Origin of the sequence: Sandaracinobacteroides sayramensis (assembly GCF_022014495.1) — a bacterium.
Taxonomy (GTDB): domain Bacteria; phylum Pseudomonadota; class Alphaproteobacteria; order Sphingomonadales; family Sphingomonadaceae; genus Sandaracinobacteroides; species Sandaracinobacteroides sayramense.
Genome location: NZ_JAKLSQ010000001.1, coordinates 510,840 through 532,491, shown reverse-complemented (window position 1 = coordinate 532,491; position 21,652 = coordinate 510,840). Strand labels below are relative to the sequence as shown.

Genomic DNA, 21,652 nt, shown 5'->3' with positions numbered 1-21,652 from the left:
CGGCAGATTATCGGCCATGCCTGTGAAATCTTTTGCCCGCTTCGGCGCCGCCGTCCTGATCTCCGCCCTGCTGCCCGCCGCGCTTGCCGCGCAACCGAAACCCGCCGAGGCCGGGAAGGGCGCGGAGCCCGGGAAGGAGAAGGCGGCCGAGATTCCGCCGCCTGTGGTTGCGGTGACGAAGCACAAGGGCGTGTTCGGTGGCAAGGCGATCAGCTACACCGCCACCACCGGCGAAACCTATCTGACCGACGAGAAAGGCAAGCCCACCGCCGCCATCTTCTCCACCGCCTATGTGAAGGACGGGCGGGAGCCGGGACGGCCGATCACCTTCCTTTACAACGGCGGGCCGGGTTCCGGCTCGCTCTGGCTGCACATGGGGGCGTTCGGGCCGAAGCGCGTGGTGGTTCCGAACGACGGCCGCGACGATGGCGCGCCGCCCTATCCGATCGTCGCCAACCCGCACAGCCTGCTGGACGTGACCGACATCGTCTTCATCGACCCCGTCGGCACCGGCTTTTCCCGCGCGCTGGGGGAGACCGACCCCAAGATCTTCTGGGGCGTGACCGCCGACGCCAAGTCCATCAACCAGTTCATCCGCCGCTGGCTGGACGCCAACGACCGCTGGAACAGCCCGAAATATATCGGCGGCGAAAGCTATGGCACCACCCGCACCGCCGCGCTGGTGAGGGAACTGGAAGGCAGCTACAACGACGTCGGGCTGAACGGGCTGATCCTGATCTCCACCGTGCTGGACTTCGCGCTGGGGTCCGAGGCGGAGGGCAATGAGCTGGTGCATGTGACCAACCTGCCCTCCATGGCGGCGACCGCCTGGTATCATGGCAAGGTGCCCGACCGGCCGGAAAACCTGCCCGCCTTCGTGGAGGAAGCCCGGCAGTGGGCGATCGGCCCCTATCTGACCGCGCTCGCCAAAGGGCAGAAGCTGCCGGCCGCCGAGCGGGCGCAGATCCGCGCGCAGCTTGCCCGCTACACCGGCCTTTCCGAGGCCTTCCTGGAGCGCGCCGACCTGCGGGTGGTGCCCGGCCGCTTCTACAAGGAACTGCTGCGCGACCGGGGCCTGACCGTCGGCCGGCTGGACGCGCGCTACACCGGCAAGGACTATGACAGCGCCGGCGAAAAGCCCGACAACGATCCGAGCTTCTACGGCATCGACGCCGCCTACACCGCGGCCATGAACGCCTATGCGCGCGAGGAGCTGAAATTCTCCCCGCCGCGCGACTATGTGAGTATCGGCGGCGTGCGCGACTGGGACTGGCGGATCGGCGGCCGCGACGCCAACGCCTATCTGAACGTCGCCCCCTATATCGGCCGGGCGCTGCGGGAGAACAGCGGCCTCCGGGTGTTCGTGGGGCAGGGCTGGTACGACTTCGCCACCCCCTTCTTCGCCGCCGAATATTCGCTTTCCCGAACCGGAATCCCGCAGGACCGCATCCGCTACGAATATTATGACTCCGGGCACATGATGTATGTGCGGGAGGCGGACCTCGTGAAGCTGTCGAACGATGTGCGGAGCTTCATCCGGGAAGGGACCACCGGGCGGTAGGTGCGCCGACGAGGTTCGAAGGGGCTCTGCCCCTTCACCCCGGCAGGGGAATGATTCCCCTGCACCCCCGATCTTCAACTCGGCGCCAGAGCGGCGATCTTGTGCGTGCGACGATTATCGATTGCCTGCGGCGCTGGAACAGGCCCGCGCCGCAGGCAATCGAAACCCCGAAAACCGAACCTCCCCGCCTATCCCGAGAACCGGGGGTGCAGGGGAATCATTCCCCTGCCGGGGTGAAGGGGCAGAGCCCCTTCGAACCTCGCCGGCAAAGCCATCGGCGCCGGGGGGCTACCGATTCCAGACCGCGAGCTTCACCATCTGCCCGGACGCCAGGCGGTCGTTGGCGCCGAGGCCGTTCAGGGCGCGGAATCTGTCTTCCGCATGGTCGGCATAGGCCATGCGCCGCGCCAGCGTGGCGACATTGTCGTTCGGTCCGGCCGTGACGACGCGGATCACCCGGTAGCGGAAGGCGGCGTCGTCGGCGGCCGTCATCGGGCGGAGCGAGGTGCGGAAGCTGTCGAGCGCGGGTTGCGAGCCGCCCGGGGGGGCGATCAGCAGCATGACGATATGCCGCCCGTCCCGCCAGGGGGCCACTTGCAGGCCGATGGTGACCGGCTTGCCCTCGACCTTGAATTCCCGCGCGCCGTAGAGTGCGGGCGTGCCGCCGGGCAGCGCCACCGGCGCCGGGGTGGGCGCGGCGCCATATTTTCCGAGCTCGGACTTCCAGGCGGCGGCGAAGAGGCTTTGCGTCGGCAGCTTTTCCGAGACGGTGACGACCATCGCCTTGCCGCCGCCCGGCGCCAGCAGAGCCAGCCGATTGCCGCCGCCGAGTAGTTTCGAGCCTTGGGGGATGGTCAGCGCCAGCCGTTGGCCGGGCTGGCGGAACACGCCGCCTTCGGCCACGCCCTGCGCCGGCCCGTCGTCGAAGGGCAGGCCGTCGAGGGTGCGCAGGAACGCCTGCCGGTCCAGCTTGCGGGGCGGGCCGGCGACGGGTGCCATGGCGGCGGCCGTCTGGATCAGTTGCAGCCGCTCGCCGCTCACGGGGTGGGTGCGCAGCCAATAGTCCATCATGGTTTCGCGCACCGGGCCGCTGATCCGCTGCTGCAGCACGGCGTCGCGCTCCAGAAGGGCGATGCCGCTGTGCATGCCCATCGGGTCCAGCCCCATGTCGGCCAGCACCTTGGTTCCCGTGACGTCGCTTTGATGTTCCTGCGCGCGGTCGAAGACGCGCAGGGCGAGGGTGCTGGAAAGGCCGAGCGCCTTGGCGACATCGGGAGCGATCGCGCCGAGCAGGCCCAGCGAGCCGCGCTGGCCGGTGCCGGTGGTGGCGTCGAACAGGCTGTGGCGGGCCATCACATGCCCGACCTCGTGGCCGAGGATGCCGATCAGTTCTTCCGGGCTGTTCATCAGCGCCAGAATCTGGCGGGTGACGAAGATGTTGCCGTCGCCCAGCGCCATGGCATTGACGGCGGGGGAGTCGATCAGCGTCACCCGGAAGCCGCCGGGCGGGGAGACCGGACGCGTCGCGGTGGAGACCGCCTCCATGCTGCGGGCCACGAGGTCGGCGGCCGGGCCGGTCATGGGCGCGCCTTCCTGGGCGATCACCTGCCGCCGGCCGGCGCTGTCGGCCGGGACGGCGGGAAGCGGCGGGGCGATGAAGGGCAGGTTGAACGGCATGCGCGGCAGGCCGGCGCCGCCCGCCTGCGGCAAGGGCAGCGGGAAGGGGAAGGGAAAGCCGGATTGTTGTGGCAGCGCCGGCGCCGCCAGCCCCACGCCGAGGCAGAGTGCGAGCAGCTTTGCCGCCGATCCTTTGCGACGGCCTTCGCCTGTGCTGCGCGCAATTCCTGTCATGCCCCGGCATCCTCTGCGGCTGGTGTGATTTTCCGGCGGTCGGCGAGCGCCAGCATGGCGGGCGTCGCCGTCAGATCGAAAAGGACGGCCGCCAGGATGGCGGCGCCGATCATGTTGGCCTGCTGCGCCGTCAGCGCGAAATCCGACTGGCCGAGCAGGAAGAAGCCGGCCGCCAGCACCAGGCTGGTGACGGTGATCGCCGGCCCCACTTCCGAGACGGTGCGGCGGCTGGCCTCGACCGGCGGCACGCCCTGGCGGACCAGACGGTCGTGGCGGAGGAAGATGTGGGTGGTGTCGTCCACCACGATTCCCAGCGCCACCGCCAGCACGGTGGTGGCCGCTAGGTTCATGGTGCCGGAGAACCAGCCCCAGGCGCCGAACACCAGGAACACCGGCAGCAGGTTGGGCATGAGGCTCAAGAGCCCCAGCCGCCAGCTTCTAAAGGCGATCATCAGGCAGAGCGTGATGCCGATGGCGGTGATCAGCGTTCCGCCGACGGTGGCCCGCAGGTTGCGGTCGCCGAGGCTGGCGAACACCACCGGCAGGCCGCCGGCCTCGGCCTCGCGCCCGGAATCGGCCACGGCCTTTCGGACGCCCGTGACGGTGGAGAGGATCGCGGCATTGTCCTTCTCCCGCATTTCCACCAGCCGCAGCAGATGGTCGCGGCGGCCGGCTTCGGTGGGGGTGGCGAGCCCGGCCGACTCCAGCATGGCCGGCGACGGCCGGCCGGAGGTGACCGCCTCCTGCACGAGCGTCGCGGGGAGGGCGAGGCTGGTTTCCTCCGGCGGGGCCGAGGCCAGCCTTGCCTCCAGCGCGGCGCGGGCGCTCGAAGGGCCGGTGACCCGGGCGACGCCGGGCGTCTGGGCGATGAGGCCGTCGAGCGCGGCTTCGGCCCTGAGGCCGGGATCGTCGCTGTCGCCGTTCCAGGCGGAGCCGGCGTTGCGCAGCGCCGTGTCGACCGGGCTGGCGACGGTGAACTGGCTGACCGCGCCATAGCCGGAATCCAGCCGGTCCAGCCCCTGGCGGAAGCTGGTGCGCTCGGAGAACCAGCCGGGCATGCTGTCGTGCAGCGTCATGACGCCGATGCCCGGAAGGATCAGCAGGCAGAGGAAGGCGGTGACGGCCAGCACCGCGTGCGGGCGCCGCGCGCTCCGGTCGGCGACTCCTTCGAACATCGGCTGCATCCAGCCGAAGCCGGAGCGGCGGCTGCTCTTCGTCAGCGGCAGCAGCGCCGGCAGGAAGGCGAGGGTGAAGACGAAGGCGAGGATGGCGCCGACGATCATCACCAGCCCCATGTCCTGCACCGCCGGCGAGGTGGAGAACAGCAGCACCGCCTCGCCCACCGCCGTCGTCAGGCTGGTGACGAGGATGGGCCAGAAATTGTGGTCGAGGCTGTGGCGCATGGCGTCGAGCGGCGGATGGCCGTCGAGCTGGGCGGAGGTGTAGCCGCTGACCAGATGCAGCGCCTCGGCGACCGCGAGCGTCGCCACCAGCAGCAGGCCCGAGAAGGCGAGGACGGTGGTGGTGACCCCCATCCAGGCGATGATCCCCAGCGCCGACGCCGAGGCGGCGACGACGATCATCAGCACCAGGAGCGCCTGCGGGACGGAGCGGAAGAGGAGGAACAGCAGCAGGAAATAGAGGCCGAGCGCCACCGGGGCGAGGCGGATGGCGTCGTCCACCAATATGTCGGCGAGCGAGCGGTCGAACATCGCCGCCCCCACCAGCTCCACCCGGTCCCCCGGGCGGAGGCCCTGCAGATCCTCGCGGGCTATCTCCACCTTGGCGAGGATCTCGTCCATCCGCGCTTCGCGCGCATGGCTTTCGTCGCCGAGGTCGGCGGCCAGCAGCACGAGGGCGCTGCTCTGGTCGCGCGCGACCAGCCGCCCGCCGATCCCCGGCAGCGCCGCCGCGTCGGCGGACATGCGCCGGAGGCCGGCGTCGTCGAACAGGCCGTCCGGGTGGATGAAGGGGACGACCGCCCAGGAGTCGCGCGGGCGAGCGCCTGCCGGGGCATCGGCGATCCGCACCAGCTTCTGCGCCGTCATCAGCGACTGGGGCTGCTCCACATGCGGGAAGCGGCTTGCCCGGTCGGCGAGCTTCGCCAGCTGCAGCATGGAGGTGGATTCGAACAGCTTGCCCGATTCCGGGACGTAGATCAGCGCCAGCTGCTCGCGGCCGCCGGCGGTGCGGTCGCGCAGCCGGTCGGCGACCTGCAGCTCCGGGTCGTCGAGATCGATGAACAGGCGATAGTCGTGCCTTATGTCCAGCCGGGTCAGTCCGGCGACGCAGATCGCCGTCAGTAGCAGCCCAAGCGCGAGCAGCCGCCAGCGCCGCTCGATCAGGGCATGCGCGATCCTTGCGGCCGTCCCTGCCGACGGCGCCCCGCCTTCCGGCTGCATCAGCTGCTGGCCAGAACGGTTTCCGTGTTCCCGTCGGGCAGGCGGCAGTAGCGGATGTCCGTCGTGTCCTGCTGCGCCTTCTGGCCTTCGCTGCGCAGGGTGGTGCGCGTGACCCAGCAGGGGACGGCGGCCTTCAGCGTGACGGTGTTCACCTGCCCGGCGGCCGCGGTTTGGGCGGCGGGATTCTCCGGCTCTTCCATGGCGGTCCAGCCCTTGGCCGGCACATAGCCGGCGGCGGCCTTGCCGTTTTCGGCATCCTCGCGCCCGACGAGGAGGTAGCGGCCGTCCGCCACCGAACCCATGACGAAGGCCGGCTTGCCGGCGGGAAGGGTGGCGCCGCCCTTCTTCGCGGGCGCCGGGGTGGCGGACATGGCGACCGTGCCGCCCGGGGCCTGCCACTTGGCGATGGTCGTCAGCGTCTCGGTCGGCCTGGCCACGCCGCCGGCGAAGGCCAGCACGACCTCCCGGTCCTCCAGCTCCACGGGCGTGACGGTGTCGGCGATGGCGCAGCCGTTGGTGAGGGAGACCGCCGCCGGCTGGCCGCTCAGCGCCGCCGCATAGGAGGCTTCGGTCAGCTTCTTCTCGGACTTCTCGTCCAGCTTCTTGCCGAGCGCCACGCCGAGGCTGCCGCCGGCGGCGGCAGCCGCGACGATGCAGCCGGTGTTGCCCTTGCCGCAGACGGCCTTGCCGATGAGCGTGCCGGCGCCGCCGCCCAGCAGGCCGAGCACGGCCTTGCCGGTGTTGGATTTCTTCTTCTTGGGCGGGGCCTTGGCCTGCTCCGCGCGCAACGCCTGCAGGCAGGGGGTTTCGGCTTCGGCCGTCTGCGCCCGCACATCGGTGGCGACTGCGGCCAGCATGGCCATCAGGCACAGCGCCGGACCTTTTATAACCATATCGTGATTGCCCCCAATCTGCTCGACAGCCGGGGCGCCCACCCTGGCCGGAAAGAAAGGGGCCCGCTTGCGCCGCCGCATCCCTTCCAGCCCGCGAAGGCCGCCCCGACTCAACCGGACTCTTGGTGAAAGACGCGAACTCTGTTGGCAAGCCGAAATATCGGCGATCTACGCCAATGTGCGGAATGGCTGACAAGTAGTTTTTCAATTTTATGTCCGTTTGACTTGCACCGCTGCTTTCGGCCACTGTCCGGCGCCCGCGAGGGCGTCGGGGGTTTCACGGTCCAATTCTGAAAACAGGGGCGATCATGCGGTTTCCATCGAGGATCAGGAAAGTCATGCGGGCGGCATCGGGCGGGGCCGCCGCCGGCCGCCGGTCTGGGCCGCCGGTCGCGGCGGCGCTTGCCATTCTGGGCGTCGCGGGGCTGGCATTCCCGGCCGCGGCGCAGCAGGCGGCACCCTCGCACGGGCGGGTCATCGGCCGTTCGGGAACCGATCTGGTTGCCTATGCCGCCAATCCCGCCTGCGGCCCGAAGGTGTCGGTCACCATCGTCGGCAAGGATCCGAAACTGTTCGAAGGGGCGGTCTCGCCCGCCGCGCGTTTCTTCGGCGGCGTGCGCGCCGGCCATGGCCTGACCTGCCCGCAGATGGGCCGGATGATCGCCCGGGGGCTCTACAACGAGCGGATCATGTTCTCCGCCATGGCCGACCGCAGCAACGACTGGGAAGCGGTCATCCTGGGGTCCGGCATCATCGACGCCGCGGCCGAGGACCGGCTGGCGAAGCAGGGCGGGCCATCGGACCAGTCGCAGTTCGTGAAGAACGCGGCCTTCCTGGATGCCGGCGAAGTCGTGAAGCTGTCCGCCAGCCACCCCTATCTCTGCCTCAACCGTGGCCCGTCGGGCTGCGAGGTGGTCGGCCAGTTCCAGCGCCGGGGCGCGCAACTGGTGTCGGTGAACCGCTACCGGGCCGGAAGCGGCGCCACCGAGGCGATCGTCAGCACGCCCACCACGCTTTCCGGCGGGCTTCTGTGCGGCGACCCCGCCGAGTCGACGGTCAGCATCGAGAATCCGCGCCTCGATCCGTCGGCGCGGCAGGACATGGCCGAGCAGATTGCCGCCCAGTTTCGGCAGAACGGCCGGAGCTGCACCGGCTTCCAGGGCAAGGCGGGCGGCGCGCTTTCGATGGCGGCGTTCGGGCCGAGCGGCCGCAAGCTGCGCGACTCCTCGACGGCGGTGCAACTGGCGGGGCGGCCCAACCTTTCCGTTCCGCAATGAGGCGCGCAGGCGGGGGCGCGGCTCTTATCGCTGCGGCGGTCCTGCTTGCGGGGGCGCCGGCCTTCGCGCAGCGCAAGGGCGATCCGTCGGCCGCCGCGCGGGCGGAGGCCGAGAAGACGGTCGCCGCGCTGGAGAACCGGGCCTGCCCGGCGCCGGGGGACCGGGGCTATGTGGGCGGGGCCGAGGATGCGGCGAAGCTGGCGCAGGGAATCCGCGGCGAGGCGGCGGGGATCGCGCAGCTGCAATCCACCCTGCGCGCCATGGCGGCCGACCCGAATGTGGATGCCGCCAGCCGGCCGATGCTGACGGCGCTTGGCAACTGGTCGATCGTCGCCGCCGCCGCGCGGGCGTCGCTGCTGCAACTGGCGTCCACCGCGCAGGCGGACACGCGGGTGGCGCCCGGCGCGCCGCATCCGCTGGAGCCGCTGCTGTCGCACGAGGCGCAGTTGCAGCAGTGGCGGCAGGGGCTGGCCGACGGGGGGGCGCAGGCGACGTTCGCGCGCCTTTCCGCCCGGGTGGCGCAGTGCCGGGCGGAGCTGGGCGGCGCGATCTTCGCGGCCAACGAGCCGGCTTTCCAGCAGGCCGTCGCCGGCGCTTCCAGCTCGGGCGCGCTTCGCCTGCTGGGGCAGCAGTATCGGCTGGACCAGGACGGCGGGCAGCACCCTTCCGTCTCCGCCTACCGGACGCGCCTTGCGGAACTGGTGAACCGGGAAACCCGCACGGCGCGGGCGCCGGCGGCCGCGCCCACCGCTTCGGCCGCGCGGCCGGCCGGGCCCACCTCGGCGCAGGTGGCGACCGTTTCCCGCTTCGTCGCCGCCTCCAACCGCCAGAACGAAGCCGCCGCGCTTGCTGAACTGGCGGACGATGTGGTGCTGGTGTCGCCCAACGGCACCTATCGGGGGAAGGCGGCGGTGCGGCAGGCGGTGCAGGCGAACGCCCATATGGGGCGCGGCGAGATGCAGAAGCCGGTGGTGCAGGGCAGCGAGATCGTCGCCCTGGGGTCGGTGGGCAGCTTTCGCATGCGCACGCGATTCACCGTCAATTCCGCCGGCAAGATCAGCCGGATGGTGACGACGCTGGCCTGATCAGCTTGCGCCGCCGAGGCCGAAGGCCATCCAGCCCATATGGTCGGCGAGGATGGCGAGGCCGATGCCGATGAGCGCGAGGCCGCCCAGAAGCTCCGCCTTCTTGCCGAAGCGGGCGCCCACGGCCTTGCCGATCAGCATGCCGATGGTGGTGAGGATGAAGGTGGAGACGCCGATGGCGGCGGCGATCACCCAGATGTTGGCGCCGAGGAAGGCGAGGCCGACGCCGACCGCCGCCGCGTCTATGCTGGTGCCGATGGCGGTGGCGATGAGGGCGAGCGGGCCGGCGTTGCGCGGCCGGGCCTCTGTTTCCGGGCTGTCTTCGGCGTGGCTGTCTTCGGAAAGCGCTTCCTTCACCATATGGCCGCCGACGAGGGTGAGGAGGGCGAAGGCGATCCAGTGGTCGACCCGCTCGACATAGCCGGCGGCGACGGTGCCGGCCGCCCAGCCGAGGATGGGGGTGATGGCCTCGATCACGCCGAAGACGAGGCCGGCCTTCAGCGCCGCCTTCAGCGTCGGCCGGTGCGCGGCGCCCCGGCCGACGGCGGCGGCGAAGGCGTCGGTCGACATGCTGATCGACAGGATGACGATGGCGATCGGGGTCATTTCGATCAGGCTTTCCACCGGGCGACGAGACGCGCTTCCCACGCCGGCCGGTGCGGCCGTGAGAGGCGCTGGTCTCGCCAGGCGGATGCTCCGCTGAACGCGCCACGCGGCCGAAGCCACGATCATGTTGACGCGATCCCGGCGATTTCGGCTCGCCGGAGGCTACTCCCCAACAGGAATGGCAGGCTTTAGCGCAGCGCGGCGGGGCGGGCAAGCTTTGGCTTGCCCTGCGGGCGGTTTCTGCCGGGCAAGGCGGTGGGGGGAGGAAAGCTGGCCCCGGGTCAAGCCCGGGGTGACGGGGGAGGGGTGGGAGTGGGGGTGGGGTGGGGGAGTGGGGGTGTCAGCCGCCGGCTATGCCGGATACCAGGCGATGGACGATGGCGGTGGCGGCTTCGGCGTCGAGCTTCTGTTCCAGCCGCAGGCGGCGCCACATGTCCATGCTCATCACCGCGTCCAGGGCTTCGATGAGTTGGGCGTCGGTGGCGAGCGCCGGCGGCAGCAGGGCCTGGAGGATGGCGCGCAGCTCCTGCTGGATCGCCGCATGCTCCGTCTGCAGCACCGGCGAGCCGTGGCGGTGGATGGCGGCGGCCGCCAACAGCCAGAGGATTTCCTCGAACACCCGCGCGCGCCGGTCGACGAGGGCGTGGAGCCGCGCCTCGGGCGTGTCGCCGGCGAGCGGCATCTGGCGGACCGGCTCCACCTTGTCGCGCATGATCGCATGGATCTCGCGATAGATCCCCTCCATGTCGGAGAAGAGGCGGAAGACGGTGCGGCGGCCGACCCCGGCGCGGTTGGCGATCGCCTCGGCGCTGGGGGTGAGATCACCTTCCTTCACCAGGGCGATCATCGCCTCGACGATCCGGCGGCGGCTGTCGAGGGAGCGACGGCGGCGGCCGTCCGGTTCGGGCCGGGCGGTCGGGCGGAGGGCGGCTTCGCTGGACATGGCGGCATATTGGCGGAATTTTGGTGGCCTGTCACTATTGGCCCTTTATGTGCCATAAATGGCGGATCGGAAGCCGGCCACGGGAGGGTGGATGAAGAAGCGCCGGCTTCCGCTGGGGCAATGAAGCCACAGGCTTTCTGGCGGCGATGGGGCGGAATGTGTAGATGGGGAAAGGATTCCGCCCCGCTGGATGGGTGGAGAGGAGATCGACGACATGCCCCGCACCGCTCTTTTGATCCTGCCCGCGCTGGTCGTGGCGCTGCCGCTTTCCGCCCAGACTCCTCCTTCTTCTCAGATGCCGGCGGCGGCCAAGGGCGGCGCGCAGCCCGGCCGCTTCTGGGAGGCGGTGGACGCCAACAAGGATGGAGTCATCACCCGCGAGGAGTGGATCGCCGCCGGGCGCAACCCGGACGGTTTCGCGATGATGGACCTGAACAAGGACGGGAAGGTGACCCGCGAGGAAGGCCGCGCCGCCATGCAGAAGGCGATGCAGATGCGCAATATGTGAAGCGCTACAAAAGCCAGTCGATCGGCAGCAGCGCCAGCAGCTTCAGGATCGTGCGCTGCAGCGGGCCGCTGTTCGGCTCCTTCAGGAGCAGGCTTCGCTTGCCATCGGCTTCGTCGAGCCACATCAGGCTCCGGCCGTCGGCGGACAGACGCACTTCATAGGCCGCCTCCCCGCCCTCCTCGTCGAACATCGCCTGCAGCGCGCCTGCGAGGCGGGGGCTGTCGATCAGGAAGCCCAGTTCGGTGTTGAGGCTGGCCGAGCGGGGATCGAAGTTGAAGGAGCCGACGAAGATTCGCGCGCCGTCCAGCGCGAAGGTCTTGGCGTGGAGCGACGACCCCGAAGCGCGGAAGACCGGACGGGAGATGCTGCCCGAACCGCTGGGGGTGAGCTTGAGGCTGGCCTTGCCTTCGCCCTTCAGTTCGTAGAGCCGCACGCCGCCTTCCAGCAGCGCCCGGCGGTGCTTGGCGTAGCCGGCGTGGACCACCGCCACATCGGTGGCGTTCAGGGCGTTGGTGAGGACCGACACCTCCACCCCGCCGCGCGCCAGGGCGGTGAGCTGCGCCGTTCCGCTGGTGGTGGGAACGAAATAGGCCGAGACCAGCGCCAGCCGCTGTTCCGGATTGCCGAGCAGGGGCAGCAGGCGGCCAATCAGCAGGTCGCTGTCCCGCGCCTTGCCCAGCCCCTTCGCCGGATCGTCGCTGACCATCTGCACCGCCGTCCATTCGAAATCCGAGCGGCCGGATGCGAGTTCGCGGGCGGCCAGTTCGCGGGCGATGAGGCTTTCGCGCACCATATGCTCATAGGCCTGGGCGCGGCCTTGCGCCTCTGCCGAGGCGGGGGCGATCGCGACGGGTTCGCCGGCAAGACGCAGGATGCGGTCGGCCGGATAGGCGGATTCGCTTTCCCAATAGCGGTCGAAGTCCGCCGACAGCCGGGGGACGACGGCGCCTGCCGCCAGCACGTCCAGATCGACGAACAGGCTCTCCTGGCTGGCGCCGAAATATTCGTCGCCGATGTTGCGGCCGCCGATGATGGTGGCCTGGTTGTCGGCGGTCAGGCTCTTGTTGTGCATCCGCCGGTTCAGGCGGAAGAAGTCCATCGCATAGCCCAGAAGCTTCGGGCGGCGGATGGTGAAGGGGTTGAACAGCCGCACCTCGATATGCGGGTGGCGGTGGAGGAAGGCCAGTTCCCGGTCGAGCCCGGAGGTGCCGTTGTCGTCCAGCAGCAGGCGGACGCGGACTCCGCGATCGGCGGCCTTGCGCACCTCCTCCAGCAGCAGCCGGCCGGAGACGTCGGCGCGCCAGATATAATATTGCAGGTCCAGGCTGCGTTCGGCCTTGCGGATCAGCAGCATGCGGGCGGCGAAGGCCTCATGCGCGTCTGACAGGGGGAGGATGCCGGAAAGGCCGGGATGGGCGGCGGCGAGCGGCGCGAGGAGGCGGCCGAGGCTGGTGTCCGCGGTGTTGCCGAGCGCGGCGGAGGCGGGACGGTCGGCAAGCGGCGGCAGCGGCCGGAGCAGGCGCAGGATCCACCCCAGGGCCAATATGCCGAGCGCGAGGCAGGCGAGGAGCAGGAGGAAGCGCATGGCTTGAGGGAAAGCCGATTGCGGGGCGGTTGGCAACCTTGCGCAAGGGCGGGGTGGGGGCGGTCTGCGGGGCTGGGCCGCGCCTTCGGCCCGTGCTCCGGGCTTCGGCTTTCTTCTTGAAGCGCAGCGCCGTCGAAAAAGCCCCGGGTCTGTTTGCGCGTGGGAGAATCGGACAATCATGGTAAATGACCGGCAGCTTTTGCTGACGGGGGCGTTCTGCAATGCTTGAGGCGGATCATCTGGACGATCTCTATGCGGCGATCGACGATGAGGATGCGTTCGGCCGGCTGCCTTCAACGCTTGCCCGGATGGCGCACTCCCGATCTGCGCTGATCTATCGGTTCGGGGCGGACGGTGCGTGCCAGATCGAGTCCTACTGCCATTTCTCGCCCGAGATGAGCGCTGCTTATGTGGGCCATTTCGCCCTGAACAACCCCTGGGCGACGCGCGTTCGGTCTTTCGGGCTGGTGGGCCGGGCCGTGGCGCTTTGCCCCTATGTGCCGGAGCGGGAGTTGCTGGAGAGCGCGCTCTACCGCGACTTCTTCCACTATCATGGAGACGATACCGGCCGCTGCCTGGGCGGGGAATATGTGCTGGGGGACAGCCGGCTGATCATCGCCACGCATCGCGCGCTTGGTGCCGAGGCCTATGGGGAGGCGGACGAGGCGGGAATGGACCGGGCCTTGCGGCATGTCCGCCGGGTTCTGGCGGCGCGCGACCTGCTGGGGGGGCTGCGCCGCGAAGGGGATTTGCTGAGGGCGCTGATCGAGCAGGCGGGGCGGGCGATCCTGGTGGTGGGGCCGGGGCTTTCCATCCGCTTTTGCAGCGAGGCGGCCGAGCGGCTGCTGGCGGCCGGAGATGCGCTGCGGCTGCGCGAGGGCCGGCTGCGGCTGCGCGGGACGGGGCAGGGCCGCGCGCTTTTGCGGGCGATCGACGATGTGCTGGCCCGGCGGGCCGGCGTGCCCTCCCACCTGCTGCTGCCCCGGCCGGACGGACGGCCGCCGCTGGAGGTGGCGGTGATGCCCTTCGCGCTGGAGGGGCGGAGCCTGTGCGCGCTCTCCATCACCGACCCGGAGGCGCGGGTGCGCGACGGCTGGGCGGCGATCGCGCAGCGCTTCGCGCTTTCGCCCGGCGAGCTGGCGCTGGCGCGAGGGTTGCATGCCGGGCGGACATTGGCCGAGATCGCCGGAGAGCGGGGACGGTCGGTGGAGACGCTGCGGAGCCAGTTGAAATCCCTGTTCCTGAAGACGGACACCAGCCGCCAAAGCCTGCTGCTGGCGAAGCTGGAGGCGATGTTGCGGACGGTTTGAACGGTTGGGGCGGTTTGAGGGAACCGGGCAGCCCCCGCGTCGCCCCGGGCTTGACCCGAGGTGAGGGGGGTTGGAGGCAATTGCCGACATCGAATTCAAACTGAGCCGCTGCCAGAAAATATCGTCCGATTTCACCCATATGGGTGATGGATCGCGGAGGCTGTGAATGCGACTCCCCGCCTACATCCATCGGGATGAACAGCGGGAGACGGGGCATATGTTTATCAGCAAATTCACGCATTCGTTCGTCGTGGCCGCAGCGCTGCTGGCCGGCACGACCTTGGCGACGCCGGCCGCGGCTGTCACTTTCACGAATCTGTTCCACTTCAGCGGGTCGGATGGGGCAAATCCCTATGCTGGCCTGGTCGCCGATGCTGCTGGCAACCTCTATGGAACGACATCTGGTGGCGGCGCGAACGGCCTTGGCACGGTGTTCAAACTGGGCCCGGACGGCAGCCACAGTGTGCTGCACAGCTTCAGCTGGTCGAATGGCAGTAGCCCCGATGCTGGTTTGATTTTTGACGCCGCGGGCAATCTCTACGGAACGACACGCGCGGGCGGCGCGAACGGCTTAGGCACAGTGTTCAAGCTTGGCACGGGCAGTAGCCACAGCCTGCTACACAGCTTCGATGGGACGAACGGGAGTGCGCCCTATGCTGGTCTAATTGTGGATGTCATAGGCAACCTCTACGGCACGACAGTCATGGGCGGCGCGAATGGCTATGGCACAGTATTCAAGCTTGGCACGGGCGGTAGCCACAGCCTGCTACACAGCTTCGATAGAACGAACGGAGGCAATCCCACTGCTGGCCTGATCGCTGACGCTTCCGGCACCTTCTATGGGACGACAGGCTACGGTGGCGCGAACGGCTATGGCGCGGTGTTCAAGCTGGGCGCAGACGGTAGCTACAGTCTGCTACATAGCTTTAATGGGTCGGATGGGAACAATCCCGATACTGGCTTGATCGCCGATGCTGCTGGCAACCTCTATGGAACAACACGTAGCGGCGGCGCGAACGGCCTTGGCACTGTGTTCAAGCTTGGCGCAGATGGCATCTACAACCTGTTGCACAGCTTCGACGGATCGGATGGGCGTTATCCCACTGGCCTGATCCTTGATGCCGTCGGCAACCTGTATGGCACCACTGGAACAGGCCGCGGGGCTGAGACCGACCATGGAACAGTGTTCAAAATTGACAATGATGGCGTCTACAGCCTGCTGTATAGCTTCAATGGGTCGGATGGGCGCAATCCCATCGGCAATCTGATCGCCGATGCCTCCGGGAACCTTTATGGCACAACATATGGCGGTGTAATCGGCAACTATGGCACCATTTTCAAGCTGAGCGATACGGGCTTTGTTGTGCCCGACATTCCTGAACCTGCTACCTGGACGATGTTGATTGCCGGCTTCGGACTTGTGGGCGTGGCCATTCGCCGGCGCCGGGAGCAGGCCGCCGCCTGAATCCTGACCAGCGGGTCATACGTAATCCATCGGGATAGAGATCTCCGAAGCTCTCCCGATGGAGATTTCTTACGGGAGATATTCATGAACCAGTCTTTGAGGAACTTATTCTCGTGCCTGCTTCTGGCCCTGTCGGGAATCATTATCTGGACAGAGCCTGCCAAACCCGAAGTATTTTGTGTCACCAGCACACACGCGCGCGCTGGTTCGGGCTGCTTTGCGGCCAAGACAATGGCGGATGGCGCGGGCCACATGCGAACGGTTGGAACGTCGACTCTCGCAAATTGGTCAGCCAACAATGGGTGGCCGGTTACCGGGAAATTATCCCTGCACTGCACAAAACCCGGTTGGTTTGCGACCGCCTACGGCGCACCGGAACTTGTATTCGGCTTCAGACACCAGGCAGTCGGGTTTTCGTGCGGCTCTTCCTCAAGACTGGATGCGGAAATGGAAGCCTTCGCTCAGTGCGAAAGGGCTGGCCGAAATTGCAGAAAAATCGTCGAGTTATACTCTGCATATGATGATGGTAAAACCTATCCATCACAGCCAGTCAATGGCGAATTCTTTGATTTCGCATCTAAAGATATAAAAACATGCTCATATGTTGGAGGAAATCCGGCATGGCAAACTATTAATTCTACACCATGTTCAATAAATAGATAAAAATAGGAAATGGAGAAAAAATGAAAAATTCTTCATCATCTGGAAATACGTTTCGCAATATTATCACATTCGCAATTTTAATCGGACCAAGTGCGGCACATGCGCAGAAGGTTTGCAGTAATGGTACCGTTGTTCCACATCATGTCCAATGTGGAACTGACGGCATACCTTCCGGTGCTCAACAAGATGCCGCATGGCGGGCTGCGGCTATCAAGGAAGCGGACGAGGCTCTGGCGCGAATGAATGCAGAACGGCGGCGCAAAGCCCAGGAATCCCATGAAAAAAGCAAGGCGGCAGCGGATGCTTTTACGAAAGCATTCATGGGAGCGATAGTCGGCAACAATGACGATAATGATGACGTAGAGAATGAGCCCTATTGATTAACGTCGAGGCGTGACTGTGCGCGTATGATGGTTCGGGAGGTTCGTTGACGACGATTCGTGTCAGCGCAGCAGGCGGTGTTCGGGATTGGCTTCGGCGAACGCCTGAGAGTTTTTATTGGTTGCGAGGCCCGGCCGGATCGGAACCGGGTGTGGGCGTCCGGCGTGCGGGGGGGATTTCTCCCCGCACGTTTGGTTTTTGGGGGGGTGGGATTGGGGCTTGTGTTTGCGGCTCGCCCCCACCCCAACCCCTCCCCTGCAGGGGAGGGGCTTTTTCCTTTTCCCTATTTGTAGAGGGCGTCGAGCCTGGGGCCGTAGGCCTTCTTCAGGATGTGGCGGCGGATCTTCAGGCTGGGGGTCATCTGCTCGTTCTCGACCGTGAAAGGGGCGTCGGCGAGGATCACGCGGCGCACCTTCTCGATCACCGAGATTCCGGCGTTCACCCGGTCCACCGCCGCCTGCATGGCGCGCTGGAACTCCGGATTCTGGCGCAGGGCGGAAGGCTCCACCCCATGTTTCGCCGCCCATTCCAGCATGAACTCATTGTCGGGCACGACCACGCCGACGAGATAGGGGCGCTTGTCGCCATAGACCATCGCCTGGGCGATCTCGTCCTGCAAGGTCAGCATGCCCTCGACGCGCTGCGGGGCGACATTGTCGCCCTTGTCGTTGACGATGATGTCCTTCTTGCGGTCGGTGATGACGATGTGGCCGTCTTCGTCCAGCAGGCCGATGTCGCCCGTCATCAGCCAGCCGTTGGGGGTCAGGACGCGGGCGGTTTCTTCCGCATTTTCCCAATAGCCGTGCATCACCAACTCGCCGGCGACGAGGATCTCGCCGTCCTCGGCGATGCGGACCTCCGTGTCTTTCAGCGGCGGGCCGACCGTGTGCATCTTGATCCGGGCGCCGGGGCGGTTGCAGCTGATGACCGGGCCGGCCTCGGTCTGGCCATAGCCTTGCAGCAGGGTGACGCCGATGGCGTCGAAGAAGAAGCCGACTTCCGGGCTCAAGGGCGCGCCGCCCGAGACCATCGCCTTCAGCCGGCCGCCCATCCGCTCGCGGATCTTGCGGCGGAGCGTGCGCTCGACGAGGAAGTCCACGGGCTTGTCGAAGAAGGAAAGGCCGCCATTGTCGTAGCGCTTGCGGCCGATGCGCTGCGCCGCGTTCAGGAGGCGCGGGGCGAGGCCGCCCTGCTTCTCGATCTCCTTCACCATGCGGGTGCGCAGCACCTCGAACAGGCGGGGGACGACGACCATGATGGTCGGCGATACTTCCTGGATGTTGGCGGCGAGCTTTTCGAGGCTTTCGGCGTAGTAGATCTGCCCGCCGAGCGCGATCGGCAGATACTGGCCGGCGGTGTGTTCATAGGCGTGGCTGGGCGGCAGGAAGGAGAGGAAGGTTTCCTGCCCCGTTTCCGGCGGGAAATCGTTGAAGATGATGTCGGCGCAGCCGGCCACATTGTGCAGGATGGCGCCATGGTGCTGCATCACCCCGCGCGGCACGCCGCCGGTGCCCGAGGTGTAGATGAGGCAGGCGAGGTCGGCGCGGCGCATGCCGGCGTCGGCGCGGACCTTGGCGACATCGCCCTTGTATTTCGCCAGCAGCGCTTCGGCGTGCAGCAATTCCACCTGCGTGGCCGCCTGGCCGACCGCCAGCGGCTCGAAGCCGATGATGTGGCGGCAGTGGCTGGACTGGTAGGCGGCCTCCAGCAGCGGGCGGGCGAGCTTCGCCGAGGAGACGATGGCCGCGACGGCGCCGGAATTCTCGAGGATGTGCAGATGGTCGCGCGCGGTGTTGGTGGTGTAGGTGGGGACGGTGATTCCGCCGGCCGCCATGATGCCGAGATCCCAGAGGCAGAATTCCGGGCGGTTTTCCGAAACCAGCATCACCCGGGAGCCGGGCTTCATGCCCTGATCCTGAAGCGCGGCGGCGATCGTCGCGACGGTTTCGGCGGCTTCCGCCCAACTGATCGAGCGCCAGGCTCCCTCCTGCTTGCGCCAGAGGAAGGGGGCGCTGCCGCGCCGTTCCGCCTGGGCGAAGAACATCTCGACCAGGTTCGGCCACTTCTCGATTCCCGTTTCGGCCGCGAGGCTTTCGGCAAGCCTCAGGCGTTCGGCTTCGGCGATATCGGCCTTGCTCATCCCGTCACTCCCCAGTTGCGGCTGCTGCCCCTGACACGGGCGCTCCCAGCGCCTGCCCCTCGCTGCGCGGATCCGCCGCGCCGCGCCAGCCGTCCCCGACCCTCTGGACGGCATTTCCCTTGAGCGGCAAGGTTGCCGCCTGAACATTCCGGTGCCCGAGCGCCTGCAGGCCGGCGGCCATGCCGGCGAGGCGGGTGCCTTCCTCGTAACGCAGGCCGCGCCGGTCGGCGTAGATCTGCGGGAAGGCGAGCGCCTGCTCGACGGGGAGGCCCCAGTCGAGATGGGCGATGATGGCCTTCGCCACCTGTGCGATGATGGTGGCGCCGCCGGCGGCGCCGAAGGCGGCGACCGGATTGCCCGCCTGATCGTAGACGATGGTGGGCGCCATGGAGCTGCGCGGGCGCTTGCCCGGCAGCACGGCGTTGAAGCTTTCCGACCCGTCCGCGCGGCGGGGGTCGAGATCGAAGTCGGTCAACTGGTTGTTGAGGAGGAAGCCGGCGGCGACCAGCCCCGAGCCGAACGGGCCTTCGATGGTGGAGGTGAGCGTCGCCACATTGCCGGCGCTGTCGGCGGCGACGATGTGGCTGGTGGAGGGGATGTCCGCGAGCTTCTGCGGCTTGCGCGGCGCGGCGCCCTTCGGCACCCCGGCCTGCGCCGAGGGCATCGCCCGGTCGAGGCGGATGAGGGCGCTGCGGGCGGCGATATAGTCGGGCGCGATCAGGCCCTCGGTCGGGACCGGGGCGAAGTCGGCGTCGGCGCCATAAGCCTCCCGGTCGGCGTAGGCGAGGCGCTGGCTTTCGGCGAAAAGATGCTGGGAGAGGAGATTGTCCGGCCCGAGCTTCGCCATGTCGAAGCGTTCGAGCTGCTTCAGGATCTGCAGCACGGCGGTGCCGCCGGACGACGGCGGCCCCATGGAGCAGATCTTCCAGCGGCGGTAGGGGGCGCAGAGCGGCGGGCGCTCGGTCGCCTGATAGGCGGCGAGGTCTTCCGCCGTCAGCGCCGCCGGGTTCTGGAAGGCGTTGGCGACGGCCTTCGTGATCTCCGCGCCGATCGGGCCTTTGTAGAAGGCGTCCGGGCCTTGGGCGGCGATGGTTTCCAGCGTCGCCGCCAGTTCCGGTTGCTTCAGCACATGGCCAATGGGCCATGGCTCGCCATCGGCGTCGAGGAAGATGCGGGCGGCGGCCGGGTCGGCGCGGAGCATCTGCTTGCGGCTGTCGGCGAAGCGGTTGTAGCGCGGGGTGACGGGGAAGCCTTCGCGCGCCTGGCGGATGGCCGGGGCGAACAGCTCCGCCCAGGGGCGCTTGCCCCAGCGCTTGTGCGCTTCGGCGATGAGCGCGACGGCGCCGGGGACGCCGACCGAATAGCCGCCGGGGACGGCCGTCTGGAAGGGCATCGGTGTTCCGTCCGGCAGCAGGAAGCGGGTGGGGCCGGCGGCGGCCGGCGCGCGCTCGCGGCCGTCTAGGCTGTGGGTCGTGCCGGTGGCGGCGTCGTGCCAGAGGAGAAAGCCGCCGCCGCCGATGCCGCTCGACTGCGGCTCGACCACAGTCAGGGCGATCATCATCGCCAGCGCGGCGTCGGCGGCGTTGCCGCCCGCCCGCAGCAGTTCGGCGCCGGCGGCGGCGGCGAGCGGATCGGCCGCGCTGGCGATCTGCGGGGCGCTTGCGACCGTGCCGATGGGCTCGCGGCGGAGGGTGGCGGAGCCGGGTTCGTAGAAGCTGGTGGCAGGCGCCGTGTCGACTCTTGCCGCGGCCGCGACCGTCTGCGCCGATGCCGGCCCCGTGATCGCGAGGGAGGACAGCGTGGCGAGCCCCAGGGCCGCCAGCAGCGGGATGCGAACCATGAATGCCTTCCTAGGCAAGCCGGCCGGCGGGCTCAAGCCCGCATGTCCACTCCGACCGCATCCGCGACGGATGCGAAGCCGTCGCGCCGCAGAAGGGCGGCGAGGCCGGTGGCGATGCGGGCGGCGAGGCCGGGGCCTTCGTAGACCATGGCGCTGTAAAGCTGGACGGCGGAAGCGCCGGCGCGGATGCGGGCGTAGGCGTCGTCGGCCGAGGCGATTCCGCCGGCGCCGATCAGCGGCAGCCGCGCGCCGAGTCGGCGGCGGAAGGCTTTCAGCACGGCGAGCGCCGGGGCTTTCAGCGGCTCGCCCGAAAGGCCGCCGCTTTCGCAGGCGTGGGGGGAGCGGAGCGTCTCCGGGCGGGCGAGCGTGGTGTTGGAGACGATGAGGGCGGCGAGGCGGCTGGCGAGCGCGGCCTCGGCGATGGCGTCGATCTGGGCGTCGTCGAGATCGGGGGCGACCTTCAGGAACAGGGGCGGGCCCTGTTCGCCGCGGGCTTGCGCCGCTGCGGCCAGCAGTTCGGGCAGCGCCTCGCCCTGAAGGCCGCGCAGGCCCGGCGTGTTGGGGGACGAGATGTTGAGGGTGATCCAGGCCGCCCGGTCGCGGACGGCGCGGACGCCCGCCACATAATCGGCGATGCGGTCGGCCGAATCCTTGTTGGCGCCGACATTGACCCCGAGCCGCGGGTGCAGCCGGATTCGCGGCAGCGCCGCCTCCAGCCCGCCGTTGTTGAAGCCCAGGCGGTTGATGACGGCCCGATCCTCCACCAGCCGGAAGACCCGGGGCTTCGGGTTGCCGGCCTGCGGCCGGGGCGTGAGGGTGCCGACCTCCGCGAAGCCGAAGCCCAGCCCCAGCATCTGCCGCCAGACGCGGGCGTCCTTGTCGAAGCCAGCGGCGAGGCCGATGGGAGTCGGGAAGGCGAGGCCGGCGAATTTCGTTTCGAGGACCGGGTCCGCCGCCGGGCCGCTTGCCGGTGGCAGGCGGGACAGGGCGGACAGCGTGAGGTTATGCGCCGTTTCCGGCTGCAAGGCGAAAAGCGCGGGGCGGAGAAGGCCGAACATCGACTGCGCGCTTAGGCGGAGGACGACTCCATCACAAGTCCGTCACGGGTGGACATGGGGAAGATATGCTGCGGAACCTGTAAT

The 21,652-nt window shown here is 68.4% G+C and carries 16 protein-coding genes and 2 pseudogenes; 9 read left to right on the top strand and 9 right to left on the bottom strand.

Translation table 11 applies throughout. The annotated features are described in order from the left end of the window. Positions 1-16 precede the first annotated feature (16 nt). Positions 17-1,561 carry a S10 family peptidase gene (locus tag L6Q21_RS02415; RefSeq protein ID WP_237828877.1) on the top strand — a complete coding sequence of 515 codons (1,545 nt, stop codon included), beginning with the start codon at positions 17-19 and terminating at the stop codon, positions 1,559-1,561. A gap of 288 nt (positions 1,562-1,849) precedes the next feature. Here the strand turns inward: L6Q21_RS02415 and L6Q21_RS02410 are convergent, their stop codons facing one another. Genes L6Q21_RS02410 through L6Q21_RS02400 form a run of 3 tightly spaced genes read right to left on the bottom strand, consistent with a single transcriptional unit; the run spans position 1,850 to position 6,677 of the window. Then, a complete protein-coding gene (locus tag L6Q21_RS02410; RefSeq protein ID WP_237828876.1) occupies positions 1,850-3,412 on the bottom strand; it encodes a M48 family metalloprotease in 1,563 nt (520 codons plus the stop codon). After that, complete coding sequence (locus tag L6Q21_RS02405; RefSeq protein WP_237828875.1) at positions 3,409-5,814, bottom strand: efflux RND transporter permease subunit; 2,406 nt, start codon at positions 5,812-5,814, stop codon at positions 3,409-3,411. Before L6Q21_RS02405 ends, L6Q21_RS02410 begins: the two co-directional genes overlap by 4 nt. Then, positions 5,814-6,677: a hypothetical protein gene (locus L6Q21_RS02400; protein WP_237828873.1), complete on the bottom strand. Its 864-nt coding sequence runs from the start codon at positions 6,675-6,677 to the stop codon at positions 5,814-5,816. Before L6Q21_RS02400 ends, L6Q21_RS02405 begins: the two co-directional genes overlap by 1 nt. Before the next feature lie 368 nt (positions 6,678-7,045). On the opposite strand from L6Q21_RS02400, the gene L6Q21_RS02395 reads away from it, so the two are divergent. Together L6Q21_RS02395 and L6Q21_RS02390 are read left to right on the top strand one after the other, a co-directional pair. Further along, the gene (locus tag L6Q21_RS02395; RefSeq protein ID WP_237828872.1) at positions 7,046-7,984 is read left to right on the top strand and encodes a hypothetical protein; all 939 of its coding nucleotides are present in this window, start codon (positions 7,046-7,048) and stop codon (positions 7,982-7,984) included. After that, positions 7,981-9,069 (top strand): nuclear transport factor 2 family protein, encoded by a 1,089-nt coding sequence (locus L6Q21_RS02390; RefSeq protein ID WP_237828870.1) that lies wholly within the window; start codon positions 7,981-7,983, stop codon positions 9,067-9,069. Before L6Q21_RS02395 ends, L6Q21_RS02390 begins: the two co-directional genes overlap by 4 nt. On the opposite strand, the gene L6Q21_RS02385 is transcribed toward L6Q21_RS02390, so the two are convergent. Then, positions 9,070-9,717, bottom strand: a complete 648-nt coding sequence (locus L6Q21_RS02385; RefSeq protein WP_237828868.1) for a manganese efflux pump MntP — start codon at positions 9,715-9,717, stop codon at positions 9,070-9,072. A gap of 298 nt (positions 9,718-10,015) precedes the next feature. Beyond that, complete coding sequence (locus L6Q21_RS02380) at positions 10,016-10,618, bottom strand: TetR/AcrR family transcriptional regulator (RefSeq protein ID WP_237828867.1); 603 nt, start codon at positions 10,616-10,618, stop codon at positions 10,016-10,018. Positions 10,619-10,832: 214 nt separating this feature from the next. Between L6Q21_RS02380 and L6Q21_RS02375 the strand changes: the two genes are divergently transcribed. After that, positions 10,833-11,126, top strand: coding sequence for an EF-hand domain-containing protein (locus L6Q21_RS02375; protein ID WP_237828866.1), 294 nt, complete (start codon positions 10,833-10,835; stop codon positions 11,124-11,126). A gap of 4 nt (positions 11,127-11,130) precedes the next feature. Here the strand turns inward: L6Q21_RS02375 and L6Q21_RS02370 are convergent, their stop codons facing one another. Next, positions 11,131-12,711: a phospholipase D family protein gene (locus L6Q21_RS02370; protein WP_237828865.1), complete on the bottom strand. Its 1,581-nt coding sequence runs from the start codon at positions 12,709-12,711 to the stop codon at positions 11,131-11,133. A 221-nt stretch (positions 12,712-12,932) separates the two neighbouring features. Here L6Q21_RS02370 and L6Q21_RS02365 point away from each other — a divergent pair, with 221 nt between their 5' ends. The 5 genes and pseudogenes from L6Q21_RS02365 (at position 12,933) to L6Q21_RS02350 (ending at position 16,529) form a co-directional block, all read left to right on the top strand. Next, positions 12,933-14,021 (top strand): helix-turn-helix transcriptional regulator, encoded by a 1,089-nt coding sequence (locus L6Q21_RS02365; protein WP_237828864.1) that lies wholly within the window; start codon positions 12,933-12,935, stop codon positions 14,019-14,021. 166 nt (positions 14,022-14,187) lie between these two features. Continuing rightward, positions 14,188-15,366, top strand: a pseudogene (locus tag L6Q21_RS02360) (choice-of-anchor tandem repeat GloVer-containing protein); the annotation flags it as partial. Positions 15,367-15,390: 24 nt separating this feature from the next. Then, positions 15,391-15,486: pseudogene (locus L6Q21_RS18205) on the top strand (PEPxxWA-CTERM sorting domain-containing protein); the annotation flags it as partial. 84 nt (positions 15,487-15,570) lie between these two features. Next, entirely contained in the window at positions 15,571-16,149 is a 579-nt protein-coding gene (locus L6Q21_RS02355) for a hypothetical protein (protein WP_237828861.1), read from the top strand. Positions 16,150-16,169: 20 nt separating this feature from the next. Beyond that, positions 16,170-16,529 carry a hypothetical protein gene (locus L6Q21_RS02350; RefSeq protein WP_237828860.1) on the top strand — a complete coding sequence of 120 codons (360 nt, stop codon included), beginning with the start codon at positions 16,170-16,172 and terminating at the stop codon, positions 16,527-16,529. A gap of 284 nt (positions 16,530-16,813) precedes the next feature. Here the strand turns inward: L6Q21_RS02350 and L6Q21_RS02345 are convergent, their stop codons facing one another. The 3 genes from L6Q21_RS02345 to L6Q21_RS02335 all read right to left on the bottom strand — a co-directional run bounded on the left by L6Q21_RS02345 (position 16,814) and on the right by L6Q21_RS02335 (position 21,568). Then, a complete protein-coding gene (locus L6Q21_RS02345) occupies positions 16,814-18,574 on the bottom strand; it encodes an AMP-dependent synthetase/ligase (protein ID WP_237828949.1) in 1,761 nt (586 codons plus the stop codon). A gap of 100 nt (positions 18,575-18,674) precedes the next feature. Then, positions 18,675-20,510 (bottom strand): gamma-glutamyltransferase, encoded by a 1,836-nt coding sequence (gene ggt / locus L6Q21_RS02340; protein WP_237828859.1) that lies wholly within the window; start codon positions 20,508-20,510, stop codon positions 18,675-18,677. A gap of 32 nt (positions 20,511-20,542) precedes the next feature. Next, positions 20,543-21,568, bottom strand: coding sequence for a quinone-dependent dihydroorotate dehydrogenase (locus L6Q21_RS02335; protein WP_237828858.1), 1,026 nt, complete (start codon positions 21,566-21,568; stop codon positions 20,543-20,545). Between the last annotated feature and the right edge of the window lie 84 nt (positions 21,569-21,652).